This window comes from Alistipes onderdonkii (assembly GCF_025145285.1).
GTDB lineage: Bacteria > Bacteroidota > Bacteroidia > Bacteroidales > Rikenellaceae > Alistipes > Alistipes onderdonkii.
The window spans coordinates 377,998-402,264 of record NZ_CP102251.1 but is presented as its reverse complement, the minus strand read 5'-3'; the positions used below and the strand labels follow the sequence as shown (position 1 = coordinate 402,264).

General features: G+C 59.3%; 20 protein-coding genes. 5 read left to right on the top strand and 15 right to left on the bottom strand.

Translation table 11 applies throughout. From position 1 onward, the window contains the following. Positions 1 to 147 precede the first annotated feature (147 nt). From NQ559_RS01785 to NQ559_RS01750, 8 genes are all read right to left on the bottom strand, one after another. Positions 148 to 528, bottom strand: coding sequence for a TraR/DksA family transcriptional regulator (locus NQ559_RS01785; RefSeq protein WP_009598700.1), 381 nt, complete (start codon positions 526 to 528; stop codon positions 148 to 150). A gap of 163 nt (positions 529 to 691) precedes the next feature. After that, positions 692 to 4,093 carry an isoleucine--tRNA ligase gene (gene ileS, locus NQ559_RS01780; RefSeq protein ID WP_018695201.1) on the bottom strand — a complete coding sequence of 1,134 codons (3,402 nt, stop codon included), beginning with the start codon at positions 4,091 to 4,093 and terminating at the stop codon, positions 692 to 694. Between the two features lie 161 nt (positions 4,094 to 4,254). After that, complete coding sequence (locus tag NQ559_RS01775) at positions 4,255 to 5,967, bottom strand: PAS domain-containing sensor histidine kinase (RefSeq protein WP_018695202.1); 1,713 nt, start codon at positions 5,965 to 5,967, stop codon at positions 4,255 to 4,257. Further along, positions 5,958 to 6,527, bottom strand: coding sequence for a PAS domain-containing protein (locus NQ559_RS01770; protein ID WP_018695203.1), 570 nt, complete (start codon positions 6,525 to 6,527; stop codon positions 5,958 to 5,960). The genes NQ559_RS01775 and NQ559_RS01770 overlap by 10 nt, the downstream gene beginning before the upstream one ends. Before the next feature lie 25 nt (positions 6,528 to 6,552). Next, a complete protein-coding gene (locus tag NQ559_RS01765) occupies positions 6,553 to 7,101 on the bottom strand; it encodes a sugar O-acetyltransferase (protein WP_018695204.1) in 549 nt (182 codons plus the stop codon). A gap of 18 nt (positions 7,102 to 7,119) precedes the next feature. Beyond that, positions 7,120 to 8,949, bottom strand: a complete 1,830-nt coding sequence (locus tag NQ559_RS01760; RefSeq protein ID WP_018695205.1) for an ABC transporter ATP-binding protein — start codon at positions 8,947 to 8,949, stop codon at positions 7,120 to 7,122. A 148-nt stretch (positions 8,950 to 9,097) separates the two neighbouring features. Beyond that, positions 9,098 to 9,553: a ribonuclease HI gene (gene rnhA / locus NQ559_RS01755; protein WP_018695206.1), complete on the bottom strand. Its 456-nt coding sequence runs from the start codon at positions 9,551 to 9,553 to the stop codon at positions 9,098 to 9,100. A 120-nt stretch (positions 9,554 to 9,673) separates the two neighbouring features. Further along, positions 9,674 to 12,301, bottom strand: coding sequence for a valine--tRNA ligase (locus tag NQ559_RS01750; protein WP_018695207.1), 2,628 nt, complete (start codon positions 12,299 to 12,301; stop codon positions 9,674 to 9,676). Positions 12,302 to 12,424: 123 nt separating this feature from the next. Between NQ559_RS01750 and lon the strand changes: the two genes are divergently transcribed. The 4 genes from lon to NQ559_RS01730 all read left to right on the top strand — a co-directional run bounded on the left by lon (position 12,425) and on the right by NQ559_RS01730 (position 17,419). Then, on the top strand, positions 12,425 to 14,857 hold the full coding sequence (gene lon, locus NQ559_RS01745; RefSeq protein WP_018695208.1) for an endopeptidase La: 2,433 nt from the start codon (positions 12,425 to 12,427) through the stop codon (positions 14,855 to 14,857). An 80-nt stretch (positions 14,858 to 14,937) separates the two neighbouring features. Beyond that, entirely contained in the window at positions 14,938 to 15,702 is a 765-nt protein-coding gene (gene kdsB, locus NQ559_RS01740; protein ID WP_018695209.1) for a 3-deoxy-manno-octulosonate cytidylyltransferase, read from the top strand. A gap of 5 nt (positions 15,703 to 15,707) precedes the next feature. After that, positions 15,708 to 16,454 (top strand): 3-deoxy-8-phosphooctulonate synthase, encoded by a 747-nt coding sequence (kdsA, locus tag NQ559_RS01735; RefSeq protein ID WP_018695210.1) that lies wholly within the window; start codon positions 15,708 to 15,710, stop codon positions 16,452 to 16,454. After that, complete coding sequence (locus NQ559_RS01730; RefSeq protein WP_018695211.1) at positions 16,454 to 17,419, top strand: KpsF/GutQ family sugar-phosphate isomerase; 966 nt, start codon at positions 16,454 to 16,456, stop codon at positions 17,417 to 17,419. The genes kdsA and NQ559_RS01730 overlap by 1 nt, the downstream gene beginning before the upstream one ends. Positions 17,420 to 17,552: 133 nt before the next feature. On the opposite strand, the gene NQ559_RS01725 is transcribed toward NQ559_RS01730, so the two are convergent. From NQ559_RS01725 to trpS, 6 genes are all read right to left on the bottom strand, one after another. After that, complete coding sequence (locus tag NQ559_RS01725) at positions 17,553 to 17,753, bottom strand: helix-turn-helix transcriptional regulator (protein WP_022333401.1); 201 nt, start codon at positions 17,751 to 17,753, stop codon at positions 17,553 to 17,555. Further along, a complete protein-coding gene (locus tag NQ559_RS01720) occupies positions 17,743 to 18,162 on the bottom strand; it encodes a hypothetical protein (RefSeq protein WP_018695213.1) in 420 nt (139 codons plus the stop codon). Before NQ559_RS01720 ends, NQ559_RS01725 begins: the two co-directional genes overlap by 11 nt. A gap of 39 nt (positions 18,163 to 18,201) precedes the next feature. Next, on the bottom strand, positions 18,202 to 18,651 hold the full coding sequence (locus tag NQ559_RS01715) for a hypothetical protein (protein WP_154653997.1): 450 nt from the start codon (positions 18,649 to 18,651) through the stop codon (positions 18,202 to 18,204). A gap of 474 nt (positions 18,652 to 19,125) precedes the next feature. Continuing rightward, positions 19,126 to 19,470 carry a PAS domain-containing protein gene (locus tag NQ559_RS01710; protein ID WP_018695215.1) on the bottom strand — a complete coding sequence of 115 codons (345 nt, stop codon included), beginning with the start codon at positions 19,468 to 19,470 and terminating at the stop codon, positions 19,126 to 19,128. A 99-nt stretch (positions 19,471 to 19,569) separates the two neighbouring features. Further along, positions 19,570 to 21,351, bottom strand: a complete 1,782-nt coding sequence (locus tag NQ559_RS01705; RefSeq protein ID WP_018695216.1) for a chloride channel protein — start codon at positions 21,349 to 21,351, stop codon at positions 19,570 to 19,572. 1 nt (position 21,352) lies between these two features. After that, a complete protein-coding gene (gene trpS, locus NQ559_RS01700; RefSeq protein ID WP_018695217.1) occupies positions 21,353 to 22,477 on the bottom strand; it encodes a tryptophan--tRNA ligase in 1,125 nt (374 codons plus the stop codon). Positions 22,478 to 22,591: 114 nt separating this feature from the next. Between trpS and NQ559_RS01695 the strand changes: the two genes are divergently transcribed. Beyond that, positions 22,592 to 23,491, top strand: coding sequence for a hydrogen peroxide-inducible genes activator (locus tag NQ559_RS01695; protein WP_018695218.1), 900 nt, complete (start codon positions 22,592 to 22,594; stop codon positions 23,489 to 23,491). A gap of 64 nt (positions 23,492 to 23,555) precedes the next feature. On the opposite strand, the gene NQ559_RS01690 is transcribed toward NQ559_RS01695, so the two are convergent. Further along, positions 23,556 to 24,008: a hypothetical protein gene (locus NQ559_RS01690; protein ID WP_018695219.1), complete on the bottom strand. Its 453-nt coding sequence runs from the start codon at positions 24,006 to 24,008 to the stop codon at positions 23,556 to 23,558. Positions 24,009 to 24,267: the final 259 nt, after the last annotated feature.

Below are 24,267 nucleotides of genomic sequence, written 5' to 3'. Positions count from 1 at the left end.
CTGTTGTGAAGACCGTCGATCCTGCAGCCGTTGCGGCTGACATAGCGGCTGCCTGTCGGCGGGCATGTGCCGGGACAGACGACCGGGCCCGAATAAAAAAGACGACTGAGAAAGTCGTCTTTTTTCTGCCATGCCCGGTTTGCAGGATTACCTGCGCCCCTCTTTGGCTTCGATGCACTCGGTGGCGTGCGGCACTTTCATCAGCCGCTCCTTAGGGATGAGCTTGCCAGTGGTCTTGCAGATGCCGTAGGTCTTATTTTCGATGCGCACGAGAGCCATCTCCAGGTTCCGTATGAATTTCATCTGGTGGGCCGCCAGACGTCCGCTCTCCTCTTTCGAGAGGGTCGCTGCGCCCTCTTCGAGGACTTTGAACGTCGGGGACGTATCCTCCGTGTCGTTATCAGCCGTGTGGGTGATCGTGGCGCGCAGCAGCTCATAGTCCGCGCGCGCATTCTCAAGCTTTTTCAGGATGAGCTGCTTGAACTCTTCGAGTTCGGCGTCGCTGTATCTGGTTCTTTCGTCTGCCATAGTCGTCTTTTCCTTGTTGGTTTTATGTAAAATTAAACAATTTTTCCGTAAACACCAAATTTTATATCGTTATCTACGATATCGTCCGGACGCACCCTTTATATCGTTCTCAGCAAGACGCATTTGCCGTTTCCCGAAGCGGATTTGCCGCCTTAGCCGCCCGTCAGATACGTGTCACGGCTATCCGGATCGGCTCGTCGTCGACATCCGAATCCACGACCACGCCTCCCTCGGGCCGTGCGGCCGCTTTCACCTCGACGGCGAGCGTCTGCGATGCGATATATCCGGCATATTTGGCGATCGCGCCGGCCACGAACTCCTTCTGTTCGATCTCGACGCGGATCTTGTCCGTCACCTCGAATCCCGAGTCCTTACGGATATTTTGGATGCGGTTTATCAACTCGCGTGCCACGCCTTCCGCCCGGAGCTCTTCCGTCAGCGTAATGTCCAGCGCTACGGTAAGTTTGCCTTCCGATGCTACCAGCCATCCCGGCATGTCCTCCGAGGTGATCTCGAAATCGGCCGGGGTCACGGTGATTTTTTCATCCCCCAGGTCGAGTACGGTCTGGGCCGCGGCTTCGATCTGGGCGATACGCTCCTGCGAGAACTCCGCCGTCATGGCGGCGATCTGCTTCATGTATTTGCCGTAGCGCGGGCCCAGCGTCTTGAAGTTGGGCTTGATGCGCTTGGTGATGATGCCCGTGGTGTCCTCGATCAGTTCGACCTGCTTGACGTTCACCTCGTTCATGATGAGGTTCTTCACGGCCGAAATATGCTGTGCCATGGCTGGGTCGAGCACCGGGATGAGAATTCTGGTGAGCGGCTGGCGCACCTTGATCGACACCTTGCGGCGCAGGGCGAGCACCATCGACGATACGCGCTGTGCCAGGGACATCATCTCCTCCAGGTCGGCGTCGATCAGCTTTTCGTCGGCCTTCGGGAAGGTCGAGAGGTGTACCGACTCGTCCGCGTGGCGGCCGCTGACGGCATTCAGGTCGCGGAAGATGCGGTCGGAGATGAAGGGTGCGAACGGTGCCGCGAGCATCGAAACGGTCTCCAGGCAGGTGTAGAGCGTCTGGTAGGCCGCCAGTTTGTCCTCGTTCATACCGCCGCCCCAGAAGCGCTTGCGGTTCAGGCGCACGTACCAGTTCGAGAGGTTTTCGCCCACGAACTCCTGGATGGCGCGTGCCGCCGGGGTCGGGTCGTAATCCTCGAGCGAGCGGGTTACCTCCTTGACGAGCGTATTGAGCAGCGAAATGATCCACCGGTCGATCTCCGGTCGCTTCTCCACGGGGACTTCCGGCTCCTTGCCCGTAAATCCGTCCACATTGGCGTAGAGCGCGAAGAACGAGTAGGTGTTATAGAGCGTCCCGAAGAACTTGCGGCGTACTTCGTCCACGCCGTCCTTGTCGAACTTGAGGTTGTCCCACGGCTGCGAGTTGGAGATCATGTACCAGCGCGTGGCGTCGGCCCCGTAGGTTGCGAGTACCTCGAACGGGTCGACGCCGTTGCCCAGGCGCTTCGACATCTTGTTGCCGTTCTTGTCCAACACCAGCCCGTTCGAAATGATGTTCCTGAAGGCTACCGAGTCGAAGAGCATCGAGGCGATGGCATGCAGCGTGAAGAACCAGCCGCGCGTCTGGTCGACGCCTTCGGCGATGAAATCGGCCGGGTAGACCGACTTGAAATAGTCGCCGCCGTTCTCGAACGGATAGTGCAGCTGCGCGTACGGCATGGCACCCGAGTCGAACCACACGTCGATCAGATCGCTTTCGCGCTTCATCGGCTCGCCTTTCGACGACACGAGTACGATATTGTCCACATAGGGACGGTGCAGGTCGATATTGCGGGTCGAGTAGTTCTCCTTCGACATGTCGCCGACCTTGAAGTTCTTGAAGGGGTTCTCCTTCATGAAGCCTGCGGCAATCGACTTTTCGATCTCGCCCATCAGCTCCCCGATCGAACCGATGCACTTCAGCTCCGAGTAATCCTCCGTAGCCCATACCGGCAGCGGAGTGCCCCAGAAGCGCGAGCGCGAAAGGTTCCAGTCCACCAGCCCTTCGAGCCATTTGCCGAAACGGCCCGTCCCGGTCGATTCGGGTTTCCAGCGGATCGTCTTGTTCAGCTCGATCATCCGCTCGCGCAGCGCCGTGGTGCGGATGAACCACGAATCGAGCGGGTAGTAGAGCACCGGCTTGTCCGTACGCCAGCAGTGGGGGTAGGAGTGGGTATGCTTTTCGATCTTGAATGCCTTGTTCTGGGCTTTCAGCATCACGGCCAGGTCGATGTCGAGCGTCGTCTCGGCATCGCAGGCGATCTCCGGGTCGTAGGCGTTCTTGACGTAGCGGCCCGCATACTCCTTGTATTTTTCGACGTCGACGTTCTGCTCGACGAATGCCGGGTCGAGGTCTTCGAGCCTGAAGAACCTGCCCTGTTTGTCGACCATCGGCTGGTTTTTGCCGGCCTTGTCTACCATGAACAGGGGGGCGATGCCCGCGATGCGTGCCACGCGGTCGTCGTCGGCGCCGAACGTCGGTGCGATGTGCACGATGCCCGTACCGTCCGACGTAGTCACATAGTCGCCTATGATCACGCGGAACGCGTCGCCCATCGGCTTTACCCAGGGGATCAGCTGCTCGTAACGGATGCCCTCCAGTTCGGGCCCCATCCAGCTTTCTCCCGTGATCTGGTAGGTTCCCTCCATCTTCTTGGTGAAGTACGATGCGACGAGGTCTTTGGCGAGGATGACCGTCTGCGGCTCTTCGGTGTAGGGGTTGCGGCACTTGACCTTGACGTATTCGATCGCGGGGCCTACGGCCAGCGCGGTGTTCGAAGGCAAGGTCCACGGCGTGGTCGTCCACGCCAGGAAATAGAGCGTCCCCTCGACATCGCCGAAGAGCTTTTCGCTTTTCGCGTCGCGGATGATCCTGAACTGCGACGTGCATGTCGTATCCTTCACGTCGCGGTAGCAGCCCGGCTGGTTCAGCTCGTGCGTCGAAAGCCCCGTGCCCGCCGCCGGCGAGTAGGGCTGGATCGTATAGCCCTTATAGAGCAGACCCTTGTCGAAAAGCTGTTTGAGCAGCCACCACAGGGTTTCGATATATTTGTTGTCGTAGGTGATGTACGGATCGTCCATGTTGACCCAGTACCCCATCTTGCGGGTCAGGTCTTCCCACGCCCCCGTGAATTCCATGACGGCCTCGCGGCAGGTGCGGTTGTACTCCTCGATCGAAATCTTCCTGCCGATGTCTTCCTTGGTGATGCCGAGCTTCTTTTCGACGCCCAGCTCCACGGGAAGCCCGTGCGTATCCCAGCCCGCCTTGCGGTGCACGAGATACCCCTGCTGCGTCTTGTAGCGGCAAAAGACGTCCTTGATCGTGCGGGCCATGACATGGTGGATGCCGGGCATCCCGTTGGCCGACGGGGGGCCTTCGTAGAATACGAACGCGGGGTGCCCCTCGCGCGTGGTGATGCTCTTGTGGAATGTGTCGCGGGCGTCCCATTCGCCGAGCACGTCGGCGGCTATCTGGGCCAGGTCGAGGCCTTTATACTCATTGAATTTCATGGTATATGTGTTTTTTATTTCGTTCGGGGTCGTACGCCGGCATGGCCGGAAGTGCCGGAAAGACTACTCTTTTTCCGACAACTTGCAAAGATATAAAAAAGATTTGAAAAGCACGCAAAATTGCGCCCATTCCGTCCGTGGCGGCATCTGCCCGGCGCGGGCTATTCCCCGGCCGGGATTTCGACCCAGAAGCACGACCCCGCGCCGACGGCGGAATCGACGCCGATACGGCCGCCGAGCTGTTCGGCGATGTTCTTGCAGATCGGCAGCCCGAGCCCGGTGCCCTGCGTGAAGGTGTCGACCTTGTAGAACCGGTCGAAAATCTTGGCGCGCTCCTCCTCGGGGATGCCGATGCCCGTATCGCGGACGTAGAACCGCACCCATCCCGGGCGTTGCGAGAACCCGATCGTTATCGAACCTTTTGTCGTGAATTTCACGGCATTGCGCATGAAGTTGCCGAGTATCTGGTGCAGCCCCTGCCTGTAACCCTCGAGCGGGAGCCGGGGCAGGCCGTCTTCCAGCCGCAGGACGACCCCTTCGGCCACTTGCAGGCGGAATGTCTCGGCCACCTCGCGGCAAAAGTCGCGGGCGTCGAATTCCGTGCGGACGATCTCTATGCGTCCCGATTCGATCCGGGCCAGGTCGAGTACGTCGGAGATGATTTGCAGCAACAGGGTGTTGTTCGTCAGGATCAGGTCGGCGAACTCTTTGCGCTGGTCGGGGTCGGCCTCCGTAGCCATCAGTTCCGAAAAGCCTACGATCGCGTTGAGCGGCGTGCGGATTTCGTGGCTCATGTTGGCCAGGAAGGCCGATTTGAGCTTGTTGGACTCCTCGGCGCGCTCCTTGGCGGCGATCAGTTCCTGTTCGGTCTGCTTGAGTGCCGTGATGTCGTAATTGATCCCCAGCATGTCGATGATCTGTTCCCCGGGGCGGTAGTCCCGGCAGATGAGGTGGGTCTTGATCCAGGTTTTCCGGCCGTCGTCGTGCAGCACGCGGCAGATGGCTGTTGCCGACTGCACTTCACCCGCAGAGAAGCGCGCCAGCAGATCGAGCAGGATTTTGCGGTCTTCGGGGTGGATGTGGCGGTATTTGCCGATCACGTCGCTGATCTGCGCCGAGTCGGCTTCCCCGTAGTTGCGCAGCCATACGTTTTGCGCATAGCCCTCTTTGTTGTAGAGGTTGTAGTTGGCATATCCTACCTGGGCATATTCGGAGATGATGCGGAACAGGGCTTCGAATTCCGAGACCCGGTTCTGTATCTGCCGCAATTCGGTGTTGTCGATATTGATGAGCAGGTAGTGGGTGAGTTCGCCCCGGTCGTCGTACAGGCAGCGTATGCGCCCCGTCCAGTCGAAATGCCCCGGGCGCGTGCTTTCGTAGTAGCCGTCGAGTTTCCCGAACTCGTAACGGGCGGTGAAATCCGCACTTTCGCCGTGCTGGATGCGGATTTTCGTCTCCTCCGGGAAATTGGGGTTGTCGAACAGGTTGAGCCCGCGTATTTTGCCGGGATCTTTCACCCCGAACATTTCCAGGTCGCAGGTGTTGATGTCGATGAGCCGTCCCCGGTGGTTGTAGATCTCGATGCCGACGGGGGCGTTCTGGATGATGTTGCGCAACAGTTTTTCCTGCTCGTCCAGTGCCTTGTGCGCCGTTACGGCGTCGGTGATGTCGAGCGTGAGGATCACGAGCTCGGTTTCGTCGTTGGGCGTATTGTACAGGAAACTGCGGCAATGCCGCCTGGTCTTTTCCGCGAACCATTCGCAAACCTTGTAGTCGCCGATGCGGATGTGCGCGAGCTTGTCGATATGGGCATCGACGGGCAGGCCGGCTTCGCGCGCCGTCTTGTCGGTATATGCATCCGGCGCTATCCCCACGATTTGCTGCGCCGCGCGGTTGACCGAGAGGAAAAGGTAGTCGATGGCGCGTCCGTCGCTGTCGTAAAGCAGCCGGACCGGATGCGGAAATACCCGATCGGCAGGTGGTCGAGCAGCACGTCCATGTGCTTGTTCTCCTTCACGACCGTGTGGTAGTTGTTTTCGAGCGTCAGGATTTCGGCTTCGCGCCGGTCGTGCACGGGGACGCGCTGCATGTAGCCGAAAAGGTGCGTGCCCGTATCGGGGTCGGTCTGCCGTCCGACGAGCTGGGCATGGAGCCAGACTTCGCCCTCGGGAAGTTCGACCGGGAATGTCCTGTCGAATTTGCTGCTGACCTTGAGCGCCATGAACTCGTTGTGGATCGGCATCCGGTAGTCTTCACGGATCAGGTGCGTCAGTTGGCCGATCCGGATTTTGTCGCCGTCGAGCCCCAGCAGCCTGGCGATATATTCGGAGACATACAGTTCTCCGGTTTGGAAATTCGCCTTCCACCAACCCATGTGGGCGGCGTCCAGCATGAGCATCAGGGATTGGAAATTCGGTGTGTAGGGTGTGAACATGGCGCAAAAGGATGTCAGGGGATATTTAGAGCGTCCGGATGATGCGTGCAGGGTTGCCTGCCGCGACCGAATCCGCCGGGATATCTCGGGTGACGACCGACCCCGCCCCGATGACCGCCCTGTCGCCGATCGTGACGCCCGGGCATACGATCACCCCGCCGCCCAGCCAGCAGTGGTCGCCGATGACGATGGGCTTGCCTGCTTCGAGGGCCGTTCCGCGTGTTGCGGCGTCGAACGGGTGGTGCGCCGTGAGCAGCTGCACTTTGGGGCCTATGAGCGTCCCGCAGCCGATGCGTATCGGTGCCAGGTCGAGGAAGACGCAGTCGAAATTGACGAAGGAACCTTCGCCCATGTGGATGTTGTAGCCGTAGTCGCAGTGGAAAGGTTCGCGGATGAACCCCCGCACGTTGGGGCATAATTCCCCGAGCGTGGCGCGGTAGTCGTCGTCATGGCCGCAGCATTCGACGTTGAGGCGATGCATCAGGCGCGTGGCACGGTCGCGGTCGGCCGTCAGCTCCGCATCATGCGGGTCGAACCATTCGCCCGCCAGCATTTTTTCCTTTTCGCCTCTCATCGGTACATGCCGGCATTTTTAGTCGAACGACTGCAATTCGATCAGTTTGGCATAGATGCCGCCCTTTGCGAGCAGTTCGGTGTGGGTGCCCTGCTCGGCCACGCGGCCGTGGTCGACGACGATGATCTTGTCGGCGTTGTGGATCGTCGACAGGCGGTGGGCGATAACCACCGACGTGCGGCCGACGAGCAGCTTGTTGAGGGCATCCTGCACGAGTTTTTCGCTCTCCGTATCGAGTGCCGAGGTGGCCTCGTCGAGGATCAGTATCTCAGGGTTCTTCAGTACGGCGCGTGCGATCGAAAGCCGCTGGCGCTGGCCTCCCGAGAGTTTGACGCCCCGGTCGCCGATGTTGGTCTGGTAGCCTTCGGGGGCTTCCTGTATGAAGCAGTCGGCATTGGCGATCCGGGCAGCCTCGACGATCTCTTCGTGCGTGGCCCCGGCCTTGCCCATGGCGATGTTGCCTTCGATGGTGTCGTTGAAAAGCACGGTGTCCTGCGCCACGACGCTCATGTGGGCGCGCAGGCTGTCCTGCGTGTAGTCGCGCACCGAAACCCCGTCGATCAGGATGTCTCCCGCCTTTACGTCGTAGAAACGCGGTATGAGTTCGCTGAGGGTCGACTTGCCTCCGCCCGAAGGGCCTACCAGGGCCACGGTCTCGCCGCGCTTGATCTCGAACGAGATGCCTTCGATCACCTCGCGGCTGCCGTCGTACGAGAAGTGGATGTCCCGGAATTCGATCTTGTCTTTCAGCCCGTCGAGTTCGATCGCCCCGGGCTTGTCCTGGATTTCGCTCTGGGCGTCGATGATCGAGAAGATGCGTTCGCCGGCGGCGATACCCTGGTTGATGTTGGAGAACTGGTCGATGAACGTGCGCACCGGGCGCGTTATCTGCGAGAACATGGCGATGAAGGCGATGAAGCCTTCGGGGCTGAGCGCGTCCTTGAATACGAGCGAACCTCCGAATACCAGGATGACGCCTACGGCCGAGATGCCCAGGAATTCGCTCATCGGCGAAGCCAGCTGCTGGCGGCGGGCCATCGAAAGGGTCAGCCGCGCCAGGTCTTCGCTCAGGTCGTAGAATTTCTGCTTGACGTATCCCGTGGCATTGTAGCTCTTGATGACCTTGATGCCCGACAGCGATTCGTCGAGCGTCGAGACCAGTTCGCCCATGCGCTGCTGGCTTGTCCGCGCGGGATGGCGCAGGCGCTTGACGATGCTGCCGATGATCAGTGCTACGACGGGCAGGAAAAGCACCGAGAAGAGTGCCAGCTCCCACGAGATGGCGACCATCATGACCGTATAACCGATGATGAGGAACGGCTCGCGGAAAGCTACCTGCAATGTGTTGGTGATGCAGAACTGCACCACGCCGACGTCCGAAGTGATCTTCGAGATGATGTCGCCCTTGCGCTGGTCGCTGAAATAGCCCACGTTCATGTCCACGACTTTGGAGAACATCTCGTTGCGCATGCGCTGCAGGGTGCGGGTGCGCATGTTCTCGACCGTCCAGGCCCCCATGTAGCGGAACAGGTTGCTCAGCAGGCTCACGAAAATGGTGACGATGGCCAGCAGCAGCAGGACGTTTTCGGGGTTGTATTCGGTGAACAGGTGCGAATAGGTGAAGTTGAACAGTGCCGTCAGGTATTCCTGGTTGAACGCCAGCGGGGGGAGCTTCTCCACGTATACGAACGTGTAATCCGCATCGAACATCGTCTTGAGGATCGGCATGATCAGCAGGAACGTGAGCGAATTGAACAGCGCGTAGAAAAGTGAGTAGAAGAAATAGGGGATGGCGTATTTGCGGATGGGTCGGGCGAAACCCAGGAGCCTCATGTATATTTTAAACATTACGGGCGGATTATTTGCAGGTTATGTGATAATCGGGACAAAGATAGAAATAATAATGTGAAATTCTGAACTCCCGGCTTAAAAGTGCGAAGTTCCGGGGAATTTAGAACCTAAAAAACGAAGGGGCGGACATGCCGTCCGCCCCTTTTCAGGGTTCGTAACCCGTATCTTCCAGTAAATGCGCCTTGTCGTTGGCGGCAGCGACCGCCAGTTGGTCGCAGCGGTTGTTCTCCACCGTGTCGGCGTGCCCCTTGACCCAGACGAAGCGGACATTGTGATGCCGGTACACGCGCAGGAAGCGCATCCACAGGTCGGGGTTTTTCTTACCGGCGAACTGTTTTTTCACCCAGCCGAAGACCCAGCCTTTCGTCACGGCATCCACGACGTATTTCGAATCGGAATACACGGTGACGTCCGACCCGTCGAACTTGAGCGCCTCGAGCGCCACGCAGACGGCCATGAGCTCCATGCGGTTGTTGGTCGTCAGGCGGAATCCCTGCGACAGCTCCTTGCGGTGCCGCCCCGAAAGGAGTACCGCGCCGTAGCCTCCCGGCCCGGGGTTCCCGAGCGCTGAACCGTCCGTGTATATGGTGATTGTCGGCAAATCGTGTCGTCGTTAAACCCGGCCCTGCGGCGCGGGTGTGGTTCGTCTGCGGCGTGGCCGCTGAGGGGAATGCCTGTCCCAACCCCTCGGGAATTCGGGACAGGGCATGTCCGTCCTTGTTTACGAGAGGGCTTCCAGTTGCGCCTTGATGGCCGCGATCTTGGCCTCGGCGTCGGCCTGCTTGGCCCGTTCGTTGGCCACCACCTTCCCGGGGGCCGACTGCACGAAACGCTCGTTCGAGAGCTTCTTCATCACGCTCGCGAGGAACCCTTCCTGGTAGGCCAGTTCGTCCGTCAGTTTGCGTCGTTCCGCTTCGGCGTCGATCTTGCCCGCCATCGGCACGAAATACTGCGTCGTCTTGACAATGAACGCTGCGGCCGCCGGGTCTTTCTCCGTCACCGTCTCGATGGCCGTCAGGTTGGCCATTTTCCGCATCACGGGGGCGTACTCGGCCGGGTAGTTCTCGTCGGCGATCACCTTGAGCGTCAGCGCCTCCTTCTGCGGCAGGTTCTTCTGGTTGCGGACGTTGCGCACCGAGGAGATCACCTCCCGGGCTAGTTCGAACCGCGCCAGCAATTGCCCGTCGGCTTCGGCCGGCTGGGGCATCGGGGCGACGGTGATCGACTCGCCCTCTTTGCGCGGGGCGAGGTCTTGCCAGATCTCTTCCGTCACGAAGGGCATGAAGGGGTGCAGCACGCGCATCAGGGAGTCGAAGAACGTGCGTGTGGCTTCGAACGTCGGCGCGTCGATCGGCTGCCCGTAGGCGGGTTTCACCATCTCGAGGTACAGGCCGCTGAAATCGTCCCAGAAGAGCTTGTAGGCCGTCTTGAACGCCTCCGAAATGCGGTAGCAACCGAAATCGTCGGCGATCTGGCGCAAAGCGACGCCGAGCGTCTGGCGGAACCATTCGACAGTCAGGCGGTTGTTCTCGTCCTGTGCGGCCTTGCCGTCCGCCGACCAGCCGTTCACCAGGCGGTAGGCGTTCCATATCTTGTTGCCGAAGTTGCGTCCCTGTTCGCAGAGCGCCTCGTCGAACATCACGTCGTTGCCTGCCGACGAGGAGATGAGCATCGCCATGCGCATACCGTCGGCGCCGTATTTGGCGATCAGGTCGAGCGGGTCGGGCGAGTTGCCCAGCTGCTTGGACATCTTGCGGCCGATCTTGTCGCGGACGATGCCCGTGAAATAGACGTTGCCGAAGGGTTTTTCGCTGCGGTATTCGTAACCCGCCATGATCATGCGCGCCACCCAGAAGAAGATGATGTCGGGGCCCGTCACCAGGTCGTTGGTGGGGTAGTAGTAGCTGATCTCCCTGTTGCCGGGGTTGCGGATGCCGTCGAAGACCGAAATCGGCCACAGCCACGACGAGAACCACGTGTCCAGCACGTCGTCGTCCTGTCTGAGGTCGGATGGCTGCAACGAGGCGTCGCCGGTTTTCGCGCGCGCCTTTTCGAGCGCCTCCCCGGCCGTCGGGGCCACTACGAAGCCGCCTTGGGGCAGGTACCAGGCCGGGATGCGCTGGCCCCACCATAACTGGCGCGAGATGCACCAGTCCTTGATGTTCTCCATCCAGTGGCGGTAGGTGTTCTTGTACTTCTCGGGCACGAAGCGGATCGCGTCTTCCATGACGGCCTTCGTCGCCGGTTCGGCCAGCTGTCCCATCGAGAGGAACCACTGCATCGAGAGTTTCGGCTCGATGGCCACGCCCGTGCGCTCCGAATAGCCCACGTTGTTGGTATAATCCTCGGTTTTCTCCAGCAGGCCGGCTGCCGCCAGGTCGCCTTCGATCTTCCTGCGGACGTCGAAACGATCCATGCCGACGTACAGCCCCACTTTGTCGTTGATCGTGCCGTCGTCGTTAAAGATGTCGATCACCTCGAGGTTGTATTTCTCGCCCAGCATGTAGTCGTTCACGTCGTGCGCCGGGGTCACTTTCAGCGCGCCCGTACCGAACTCGATATCGACGTATTCGTCGCGGATTACGGGGATTGCGCGGTTCACCAGCGGTACGATGACGCGCGCCCCGGCCGGCAGCCAGCCGTAGCGCGGGTCGTTGGGGTTGACGCACAGCGCCGTGTCGCCCAGGATCGTTTCGGGGCGCGTCGTGGCGACGATGACCGCCTTGTCCGAGCCTTCGACCAGGTAGCGCAGGTAGTAGAGCTTGCCGTGCGACTCCTTGAATACCACCTCTTCGTCCGACAGCGCCGTCTGCGCCGCGGGATCCCAGTTGACCATGCGTACGCCGCGGTAGATCTTGCCTTTCTCGTAAAGGTCGCAGAATACCTTGATGACGCTCTCGGTGCGGGGTTCGTCCATCGTGAAGCAGGTGCGCTCCCAGTCGCACGAGGCGCCCAGCTTGCGCAGCTGCTTGAGGATCATGCCGCCGTATTTTTCCTTCCACTCCCAGGCGTATTCGAGGAATTCCTCGCGCGAAAGCGACGACTTCTCGATGCCCTTTTCATGCAGCATCGCCACGACTTTCGCCTCCGTGGCGATCGACGCGTGATCCATGCCCGGCACCCAGCAGGCGTTTTTGCCCGACATGCGGGCACGGCGGATCAGCACGTCCTGCAACGTGTTGTTGAGCATGTGCCCCATGTGGAGCATGCCGGTCACGTTGGGCGGCGGGATGACGATCGTGTAGGGTTCGCGTCCGTCGGGTTCCGAATGGAACAGCCGGTTGTCGATCCAGTAGTCGTACCATTTCTGTTCGATCTCCTGCGGCGAATATTTATCGGCGATTTGCATAGCGGTGTGAATGTTTTGCTTCGTTATTTGGCCTGCAAAGTTATTAACATTCTGTCAAAGATAAAATAAATATCTATAAAAAATCGTTACCTTTGCACCATTATATATTTGTATCTGTAAACTATGAGTAAAAAAGATAAGATAATCGAAACCATCGAAGTCGAAGATGCGAGCCTGCTTCCCGAGCTGCTCGACGGCAAACACCACGTGATTCCGATCGTGACCGGCGGCGACGAGGTCGCCGAGGAGGTCGAAGTGCCGGAAATCATCCCGATCCTTACGCTGCGCAGTTCGGTGCTCTTCCCCGGTGCGATCACCCCGATCACCGTGGGACGCGACAAGAGCATCAGCCTCGTACGTGCCGTGAATGCCGAAGGCGGCATTCTGGGCGCCGTGTTGCAGCGCGAGAGCGACGTCGAAGACCCCGCGCCGGACGACATGTACAAGGTCGGCACCGCGGCGCGCATCATCAAAATCCTCGAAATGCCCAACGGGAACCTCACGGTGATCCTGAACGGCCTGGAGAAGATCGAAATACGCGAATACATTACGACCGAGCCCTATTTCCGGGCCCGGGTGACCGCCCTGCGCGATACGACGCCCGACCTGAAGAGCATCGAGTTCGAGGCCCTCGTGGATTCGATCCGCGACGTGGCGCTCAACATCATCAACGTTTCGCCGTCGATGCCCAAGGAGGCGGCCTTCGCCATCAAGAACATCGACTCCAAGCGCGGCATCATCAATTTCATCTGCTCGAACATGGAGCTTACGGACGAAGACCGCCAGTCGTTGCTGGAGGCCCCCGGCCTGCTGGCCCGTGCCCGCAAGCTGCTCGAAATACTGATCCGCGAACAGCAGCTGGCCGAGCTGAAGAACCAGATACAGGAGCGCGTGAAGCAGGAGATCGACAAGCAGCAGCGCGACTATTACCTGCAGCAGCAGATGCGCACGATCCAGGACGAACTGGGCGACGGCGCCGATGCCGACATCGAGAAGATGCGCGAGGAGGCCAAGAAGAAGAACTGGCCCACGGAGGTCGGCGAAACCTTCGAGAAAGAGTTGCAGAAGGTCGAGCGGCTGAATCCCGCCGTGGCCGAATATTCGGTGCAGATGACCTACCTGCAACTGCTGCTGGAACTCCCGTGGAACGAGGTGACCAAGGACAACCTCGATCTGAATTGCGCGCGCGAGCAGCTCGACCGCGACCATTTCGGGCTGGAGGAGGTCAAGGAGCGTATCCTCGAACACCTGGCCGTCATCAAGCTCAAGGGCGACCTCAAATCCCCGATACTCTGCCTCTATGGCCCTCCGGGTGTGGGTAAGACCTCGCTGGGCAAGTCGGTGGCGGCGGCGCTGGGCCGCAAGTTCGGGCGTATCTCGCTCGGCGGCCTGCACGACGAGTCGGAAATCCGCGGGCATCGCCGCACCTACATCGGCGCCATGCCGGGACGGATCATCCAGACTATCAAGCGGTGCGGTTCGTCGAACCCGGTCATCATCCTCGACGAGGTGGACAAGGTGACCGTTTCGAACCACGGCGACCCGTCGAGCGCGCTGCTCGAGGTGCTTGACCCGGAGCAGAACACCACCTTCCACGATAACTACATCGACATGGAGTACGACCTGTCGAAAGTGCTGTTCATCGCCACGGCCAACAATATCGCCAACATCGCACCGGCGCTGCGCGACCGCATGGAGATGATCAATATCGCCGGCTACCTGATCGAGGAGAAGGTGCGCATTGCGCTCGACCACCTGCTGCCCAAGCAGCGCGAGGCGCACGGCATCAAGGAGCAGGAACTCACGATGGCCCCCGAGGTAGTCGAAGGCATCATCGCCGGCTATACCCGCGAGTCGGGTGTCCGCTCGCTCGACAAACTGCTGGCCAAGATCGCCCGCGCCCGTGCCAAGCAGATCGCCTTCGACGAGGTTTTCGCCCCGGAGGTTTCTGCCAGGGAGGTCGAAAAGATCCTCGGCATGCCCAAGTTCCTCAAGGAAGAGTACGAGGTGGGCGGCATGACGGGCGTCGTGACGGGCCTGGCCTGGACGGAGGTCGGCGGCGACATCCTCTACATCGAGTCGGTGCTGACGCCCGGCAAGGGCAAGGTCAGCCTGACGGGTAACCTGGGCGATGTGATGAAGGAGTCCGCTACGATCGCCCACGAGTGGGTGATGGCACACAGCAAGGAGCTGGGTATCGACCCCGCGCTGTTCGAGAAGAACGACATCAACATCCATGTCCCCGAGGGTGCGATCCCGAAGGACGGCCCTTCGGCCGGCATTACGATGGTGACCTCGATCGTTTCGACCTACACGGGGCGGAAAGTCCGGGATCGTATCGCCATGACGGGCGAGACGACGCTCCGCGGCCGTGTGATGCCGGTGGGCGGCGTCAAGGAGAAGATTCTGGCGGCCAAACGCGCCGGGATCAACGAGCTGATCCTCTCGGAGGAGAACCGCAAGGACATCGCCGAGATCAAGCCCGAATACATCGACGGACTGACCTTCCATTACGTGAAGACCAACGACGAAGTGCTGAAACAGGCGCTCATATAGCGACCCGAAAGAAGTAAAAGGTGGAAAGTTTTGTTTTTCACCTTTTACTTTTTTAATTTTATGGATCAATTCCTCTGCCGATGAAATTTATCGCAATCATACCGGCGCGTTATGCGTCGACCCGCTTCCCGGCCAAACCGTTGGCCGTGCTGGGCGGGAAACCCGTTATCCGGCGGGTCTACGAGCAGGTGGCGGGCGTACTGGACGATGCCGTGGTCGCCACGGACGACGAGCGGATTTACGATGCCGTGGTGGCATTCGGCGGCAAGGCCGAGATGACCTCGGCAGACCATAAGAGCGGCACGGATCGCTGCTGGGAAGCCTACCTCAGGCAGGGAAAGCTCTACGACGTGGTCGTCAACGTGCAGGGCGACGAGCCTTTCATCCGGGCGTCGCAGCTCGAAGCCGTGAAGCGCTGCTTCGACGATCCCGCGACGGACATCGCCACGCTCGTGAAACCCTTTGCCGAAGCGGACGGCCTGGCCGCGCTGGAAAACCCCAATTCGCCGAAGGTGGTGCTCGATGCGCAGTCGCGGGCCATCTATTTTTCGCGTTCGGTCATCCCTTACTTGCGCGGCGTCGAACGCTCGCAGTGGCTTGCGCACCATACGTTCTACAAGCACATCGGCCTCTATGCCTTCCGCACGGAGGTGCTGCGTGCCGTCACGGCGTTGCCGCAGTCCACGCTCGAAAAGGCCGAGTCGCTCGAGCAGCTCCGTTGGCTCGAAAACGGCTACAGGATCGGCGTGGGCATCACCGACGTCGAGACCATCGGCATCGACACGCCCCAAGACCTCGCACGTGCCGAGGAGTTTTTGTCACACCATCCGGAATTTATAAAATGACAGCTATGAAATTCATCGCCGGCCCCTGCGTCATCGAATCCGCCGAGTTGCTCGACACCGTGGCCGAACGCCTCGTGGCGATCAACAAGGCCCTCGGGACGGATATTATCTTCAAGGCCTCGTTCGACAAGGCCAACCGCACCTCGATCTCCTCGTTCCGCGGCCCCGGACTCGAAAAGGGGTTGCGTATGCTCGCCGACGTGCGGGCGAAGTGGGGGCTGCGCCTGCTGACCGACATCCACGAGGCGTGGCAGGCCGCGCCTGTGGGCGAGGTCGTCGACGTGATCCAGATCCCGGCCTTCCTCTGCCGGCAGACCGACCTGCTCACCGCCGCGGCCAGGACGGGCAAGACCGTGAATATCAAAAAGGCGCAGTTCCTTTCGGGGTTGGACATGCAGTACCCCTATGAGAAGGCGCGCGATGCGGGGGCTTCGGAAATATGGCTCACCGAACGCGGCAATATCTACGGTTACAACAATCTGGTGGTCGATTTCCGCAATATCCCCGACATGCTGCGCATCGCGCAGACCGTGGTGATGGATTGTACCCATTCGGTGCAGCGTCCCGGCGGTGCGGGCGGTACGACGGGAGGCAACCGCGAGTTCGTGCCGGCCATGGCCCGGGCGGCACGGGAGTTCGGTGCCAACGGCTTCTTCTTCGAAGTGCACCCCTGCCCCGACTGCGCCAGGAGCGACGGCCCCAACATGTTGCAACTCGACGATCTGGAGAATCTCATTAAAACCTTGCTATAATGACCGATACCACCAAAGCGCAGATCCTCGACCTGGCCCGCAAGGCCATCAATACCGAGATGCTGGCGCTCAAGCACATGAAGGAGACCTTGGGTGACAATTTCGCCGATGCCGTGGAGCTGATCCTCGCATGCAGCGGCAAATGCATCGTCACCGGCATGGGCAAATCGGGGCTCGTCGGGCGCAAGATCGCCGCGACGCTGGCCTCGACCGGAACCCCGAGTTTCTTCCTGCATCCCGGCGAGGCCTTCCACGGCGATCTGGGGATGATCTCGAAGGACGACGTCGTGCTGGCGCTCTCCTATTCGGGCGAGACCGACGAAATCCTGAAGATCGTGCCTTTCATCCACTCCAACGGCAACAAGCTGGTGTCGATGACGGGCAATCCCGAATCGGCGCTGGCGAAGAATTCCGATATCCATCTCGACGTGAGCGTCGAAGAGGAAGCCTGCATCCTGCACCTCGCGCCGACGACCTCGACCACGGCGCAGATCGCCATGGGCGATGCGCTGGCCGTGTCACTCATGCAGATGCGGGGCTTCACGAGCGTCGATTTCGCACGCCTGCATCCGGGCGGCAGCCTCGGGCGTCGCCTGCTGATGACCGTGGGCAACGTGATGCGTTCGCACGACCTTCCGGTCGTGGCGCCCGACTGCTCGGCGACGGATATGATCCACGCCATCAGCAAGGGCGGGCTGGGGCTTATCATCATCTGCGAGGGTGACCGGATCGAGGGCATCGTGACCGACGGCGACGTGCGCCGTGCGATGGAGCGCCGCCGCGCCGAGTTCTTCAATATCAAGGCCGCCGATATCGCCACGCCCAGCCCGAAAACCATCTCCGCGGATAAGAAACTGATCGAGGCCGAGAAGATGATGACCCGTAACAAGGTCACGTCGCTGCTCGTCACGGACGATGCCGGGAAATTGCAGGGCGTGATTCAGATTTACGACATCAAATTATAGGGCTTTCGCTGCTGCGTCACGCCGCCTGTACGGGCGGCGTATGCGGGACGGCGTGCCCGCCGTGAAAACACAAGGGGGGCGGTATCATGGTACCCCCCCCCTTTCTTGTCTGCCGCGGTATGCCTCCGCGGGGTCAGTCCCCCTCTTCGAGCTGGAAAACCTGTTCGACGGGTTTGCCGAAGATCCGGGCGATCTTCAGTGCCAGTACCGTCGAGGGGACGAAGCGCCCGGCCTCGATGGCGTTTACGGTCTGGCGGCTTACGCCGATGGCATCGGCCAACTGCTGTTGGGTCATGCGTACTTCGGCGCGTTCGACTCGAATCCTATTCTTCATCGCGGAGCGTTTTGTTAAGCCGGTACATGGCCATGCGGAAAAGCAGGTAGTAGATGGCCGGGATGGTGTACAGCAGTACGAACATGCAGGTCAGGAACTCGAAGTCGTAGAAACACAGTGCCAGCAGGATCAGTAATATGTAGTTGGCGTATACGGAGATGAACAGGCTGTTCAGCCGCAACGAAGTAATCATTTCGTCTTCGTTGCGTTCGCGGGCGAAGCCTATGAAGATCAGGCCGATGGCCGTGCCGATAAGGGCCGTGTTATTGAGCAGGTGCTCGTTCAGGCTGTCGAGCCAGTTCAGTTTGTCCTGCAGGAAAAGCATGTAACAGCCGAGCAGGACGGAGGGAAGCAGCAATATCCATCCGATTTTCTTGAAACCGACGGGCAGTAAATAGTCTTTTTTCATAATGCAGTTTTTTATTTGTTTTTGCAGATACAGGGTTCGTTAGGCATTTTCATCCGCTTCCGGTGTGCGGCATCGGAGCCGCCACAAGCGCAGATTGAAAATGATTACGTATACGGCGCAGATAAATACCGGATTGGAAAGCCAGTCCGTCCATGTCTTGATTCGGACGATCTCACCCAAAGTTAATATCCGGGTTCCGACGTAGAAGAAAGGAATCCGGAGCAGGTTGACAATGAAGAACAGGTAGATGACGGCGACCAGGGTTTGTCCGCGCAGCGAAGAGATGTACTCGTCTTCGATCCGTTCACGGGAGAGGGCGATTATCGGCAGAGCGATCATGGCGATCGTTGCGGCCGACAGGAGCCATGTGTCGGTTCGCTCCTCTTCGACCGGCCGGAGGACCATTATGAGAATGAAAGCCAGGGCGACGATCAGCAGGATTGATGCGAGGTGTTTGCATCGGTGCGGCAATAAAAGGTTTTTAGGCATACGGTAATCGTTTTAGTGGTTTGACTAATACAAATGTAAAGTTTATTTTGCATTTTGGCAAGCAAACACGACAAAATTTTTGAACACTAAAAAATTAGAGGGCCTTAAGGCCCTCTAAAAATTTTGTCCGCAATTCCCGGGAATTCATCGGCTCAATCCGGATTCGGCCCGGTGTCACCGGTTCGCGTTTTCCTGTCCTTGCATTCTGTTTACCGGCTTCTGTTCGCTGCTTATTGTTCACAGCCGGGTATTCGCGGTTTGGTCTTCACTGCCTGTTGTTGACCGTTCGCAGGTTGTGTTCCGGAACCGGATTTCCGCAAACTGCTTTTCCGCCTTCCTCCGGATGCCGGATCCAGATACCGGGTGCTGGTATCGGAACATACACACCGGGCCCGGGCGCCTGTCATCGGCCGCTCGATGCTTGGCGCCGGTGACCGGCCATCGCTGCTGTGCCGGATCGGGTTTGCCGTCGGGTCAGCCCCGGATGTAATGCGGCATATCGGCGGGAATCTCCATCGAGATCTCTGCCAGCCCGCCCACGATGCCGTCCACGCGCCAGGCTGTCTGGTAGATCATTTTGCGGACGCCGTTTTTCTCGATCGTGTAGGCATTCGTGCCCCCGTCGGCGAGCAGGCGCCGGATAATTCCGCGCGACCGTTCGCTGTGGCAGTCGAAGAGGTTTTTGCCGATCATGTCGCCGTGCCGGGCGAAGGTCGTGCGCGCCTTGTCGTTCATGTAGAGGATCGTGTCCCCGGTGTCGCATACCGTAACCGCGCAGTTCATGCCGTCGGCCCAGGGATAGGGATTTTCTGTCGTCATATTGCCGTAGGTTTATCGTCGGGGAAAAGCCTCCCTTTTCAACGGGAGGTGCGGAGTGATTATGGGCATTGCAGCGAAGATGCGGAGGTTAACCCCGGTTTACTGCTGTATCTTCACCAGCTGTTCGCGGTAGGCGTTCAAGATGCGCGATTTGGAAATGAAGCCCAGGTAGCGGTTCTGTTTGTCGACCACGGGCAGCATCCAGGTGTGCTTGTCCTCGAATTTCTCCATGACGCCCTGTATCAATTCGTGTTCGAGTATCTTGTCCGGGGGCTGGATCATGTAGTCGGAGATCGGCTGCCCGTATTTTTCGTGTTTGAACATGTCTTCGCGCAGGTCGTCCAGCTGCACGATACCCAGCAGGTGTCCGAAGTTGTCGATCACGGGGAAGATGTTGCGGCGTGCCGTCGAGATGATGTGCACGATGTCGCCTAGCGTGAAATTCTCCTTGATGCGCAGGAAATCGGTCTCCATCAGATCGTCGAGCTTCAGGAAGACGAATACCGACTGGTCTTTGTCGTGCGTGAGCAGTTCGCCCCGCTGGCGCAGTTGTTTGGTGTAGATCGAGTCGGGGTCGAGGTAATAGTCTACGGCGAACGATATGCAGGCCGTGATCATCAGCGGGATGAACAGTCCGTAGCCGTTCGAAAGTTCCGCGATGAGGAAGATCGAGGTCAGCGGCGCCTTCATCACGCCCGACATCACGCCGGCCATGCCCACCAGCGTGAACGAGACGACCGAGACGTCCCAGTCGAAGAATGCATTGCACAGCAGGGCGATCGAGGCTCCCGTGAACGCCCCCACGAACAACGACGGCGCGAAGGTTCCGCCCACGCCGCCCGCGGCGTTGGTCGAGGCCATGGCGATGACCTTGAAGAACATCGTGGCGATGACGAAGAGGATGACCACCCAGTCGATTTCCCGGAAGCGGTAGAAGAGCGAATTGTCGAACAGCTCCTGTGCGCGGCCGTGCATCAGCGACATGAACCCTTCGTAGCCTTCGCCGTAGAGCGGCGGGAAGATGAAGATCAGGATGCCCAGCACGGCGCCGCCGACGAGCCATTTCTTATATTGGCTGTCGATCTTACGGAAGAAGTTGCCCACGCGCAGGTTGGTCGAGGTGAAATACCAGGACATCAGCCCGCAGCATACGCCGAGCAGGATGAAAAGCGGTATCTGCCACAGCTCGAAGGCGTCCTGCGGCTGGAGCGTCACGGCCAGTATGGGGTCGAAGCCGCGCAGCATGAAAGCCATCGTCGTGGCCGTGATCGAGGCGATCAGCAGCGGGATCACGGAGCCGGCCGTGATGTCGAGCATCAGTATCTCCAGCACGAAGACCACGCCTGTGATCGGGGCCTTGAAGATGGCTGCCAGCGCCGCACCGGCACCGCAGCAGAGCAGCAGCGTGGTATGCTTGTAATTGAGGCGCACCAGCCGCCCGACGTTCGAGCCTATCGCCGCGCCCGTCAGTACGATCGGCGCCTCGGGCCCCACCGAACCGCCGAACCCGATGGTCGTGGCGCCGCCTACGATCGACGTCCAGCAGTTGTGCCCCGGGATGCGCGAGTTGCGGCTCGACATGGCGTAGAGCACGCGCGTTACGCCCTCCGAAATATTGTCGCGCACGATGTATTTTACGAACAGCGTGGCGAGTATGATGCCGATGGCGGGGTAGATCAGGAACAGGACATGCGCACTGTCCACCGGGAACCAGCGTATCAGCCCGCTCTTGATGCCGTGCAGCAGTATTTCGAACAGGTAGGTGCCCAGTCCGGCGAGTATACCGACCACGACAGCCAGCAGCATCATGATCTGGCTGTTGCTCAACCGCCGGGTCAGGCGGAGGAACTCGCGGTAGATATGCTCGGTGCGTAACTGCATCCTATTGTTTGCGAGCGAAATGCTCGGCTTGTTCGGCGATAAGCCGTTTGTCGTCGAAATAGTTGATCTTCATGGCCCGCTTCACGTCGTCGAGTGTCTGCGAGGCCATTTGCCGGGCAGCCTCCGAACCGGTGCGGAGAATCTCATAGACCTCTTCGATGCGGCCTTCGTAGTATTTGCGGCGTTCGCGGAACGGTTCCAGCGTCTCGTTGAGCACGGCGATCAGGAATTTCTTGACCTTCACGTCGCCCAGGCCGCCGCGGCGGTAATGCGCCTTCAGCTCGTCCAGCGACGGGTAGTCGGGCAGATATTTCGGGAAATGCTCGGGGCGGCTGAAGGCATCGAGGTAGGTGAACACCGTGTTGCCCTCCACCTTGCCCGGGTCTTCGACGCGCAGGTGGTCGGGATCGGTATACATCCCCATGACTTTCTTCTTCACCTCGTCGGCGCTGTCCGAGAGGTAGATGCAGTTGCAGAGCGATTTCGACATCTTGGCCTTGCCGTCGGTGCCCGGCAGACGCATGCAGACCGCATTCTCCGGCAGCAGGATCTCGGGCTCGACGAGTGCCGGGCCGTATACCGTGTTGAACTTGTGGACGATCTCGCGGGTCTGTTCGATCATCGGCTCCTGGTCTTCGCCCGCAGGGACGGTCGTGGCCTTGAATGCCGTGATATCGGCCGCCTGGCTGATGGGGTAGGTGAAGAAGCCTACGGGGATGCCCTGCTTCTGCTGCGTGTCGCCTTCGGCGGCGTTCTCGGCGAAGCCCCGCAACTGGATCTCGGCCTTCACGGTCGGGTTGCGTTGCAGGCGCTGTACGGTGACCAGGTTCATATAGTAGAACGAGAGCTCGCAGAGCTCCGGGATTTGCGACTGGATGAAAAGGGTAGACCTTTGCGGGTCGAGGCCGACCGAAAGGTAGTCGAGTGCCACTTCAATGATGTTCTGGCGCACCTTCTCGGGGTTGTCGGCGTTGTCCGTCAGGGCCTGCGCGTCGGCTATCATGATGAATATGCGTTCGAATTCGCCCGATTCCTGCAGTTCGACGCGGCGGCGCAGGGAACCGACGTAGTGTCCCAAGTGGAGCCGGCCCGTAGGACGGTCGCCGGTAAGAATGATCTTTCCCATAAAACTTTATATATATTTTGTGGACAAACTTACGAAAAACCGCGCGGGTGACCTAATAAAGTTGTCTGTTATAGATTTATTTTATATTTTTGTGTATTGAAATAATCGGCTACTATGACTATAATTCAACTTGAATACCTCCTGGCGGTGGCGAACTGCGGTAGTTTTTCGCTGGCCGCAGAGCATTGTTTCGTGACCCAGCCGTCGCTGAGCATGCAGGTGAAGGCGCTCGAAGAGGAGCTGGGCGTCGTGCTGCTCGACCGTTCGAAGAAACCCGTGATCCCGACCGAGGCCGGCGAAGTGGTGCTGGATCGCGCCCGGGAAACGCTGCGGGCCTACAACAATATCCGCGAGTCGGTCGCCGAACTGAAGGGCGAAACTTCGGGTAAACTGCGTCTGGGCGTCATCCCGACCATTGCGCCCTACCTGTTGCACAAGTTCATCCCGGATTTCGTGCGCGATTATCCGAAGGTGGAGCTGGAAATCTCGGAGATGGTCACTTCGGACATCGTCGAGGCGCTCAAGCGCGACCGGATCGACGCGGCGCTGGTCGCCAGCGGCACGTGTGGCGACGGCATTCTCGAACAGGAGCTTTTCAACGACCGGTTTTTCGCCTATGTTTCGCCCGAAAACCCGTTGTACGAACGGCAGAACATCCGCATCGAGGACATCGACCTGAAAGACCTGGTGATCCTGAGCGCCGGAAACTGTATGCGCGACCAGATCATCGAGCTGTGCCAGGCCAAGCGCGACATGCCGTCGCATTATTCCTTCGAATCGGGGTCGCTCGATACGCTGATGCGCATCGTCGACTGCACGTCGTGCCTGACGATCATTCCCGAAATGGCCATCGAGTACATCCCCGCGGATCACCACGACCGGCTGAAGATGCTCGCCAAAGGCGCTACGTCGCGTAAGATCGCCGTGGCGGTACGCCGCACGTACGTCAAGAGTTCAATCATCAAGGCCCTGACCGACACGATCATGGCCAATGTCCCGGCGGCGAAGGCGTAGCCCTCGCTACCCTAACAGCGCGCCCGGCAGGAAAAACTGCCGGGCGCGCTGTTTTAGGTCGTTTTTATTCGGGGATATCTATTTTCGTCGCCGTTCCCTTCCAGTCGGCGGATACCGAACTGCCGTCGGAGAGCGTGACGGATAATTCGACGGTGAAATTGTCGCCGCTGCGGGTCAGGAGCAGGGTTCCGCCTGTGACCGAAGGGCCTTGGGAACTGCCTCCGTCGGTCGTGTCGATCGTGCCGTCGTCGTATTCGATGCTGACATCGAGGTTTTTATTCATCCCGGCGATGAGAAGATAGGAACTTCGGGCGACGGGTTTGGTCAGGTCGATGGTTTTGCCGTAAAGTGACTCCGTAATCACGATCATGATGCCGAAATCGGGTTCCTCCTCGGGCATTCCCGTCAGGACATCCTTGAACAGGTAGAGCCCGACTCCGTTTTCGCCGAACTCACCGGCCGGTGCTTCGGCATAAATTGCGCTTTTGATTTCCTCGGTCTGACCGTTGACGGTCATTTTACCGGAATTACCCCCCCCCTGTCGTCCTTATCGTCGCAGGAGGCCGCGGCCGTTGCGAGTACGCCGGCCAGGCAGAACATGAAGATTTTTTTCATAATTCTATCAATTTATGGATTAGTGACATTTTAAATATAGCGAAAAAAACGAAATCGGCAATAGAAATTGCGAAATAATGAATCGTTGTCCGGGCAATATGCCGGGCGGCGTGCGATTTTCAACTGGTAATTTTCAAATATCATTCTCTTTTCGTACCTTT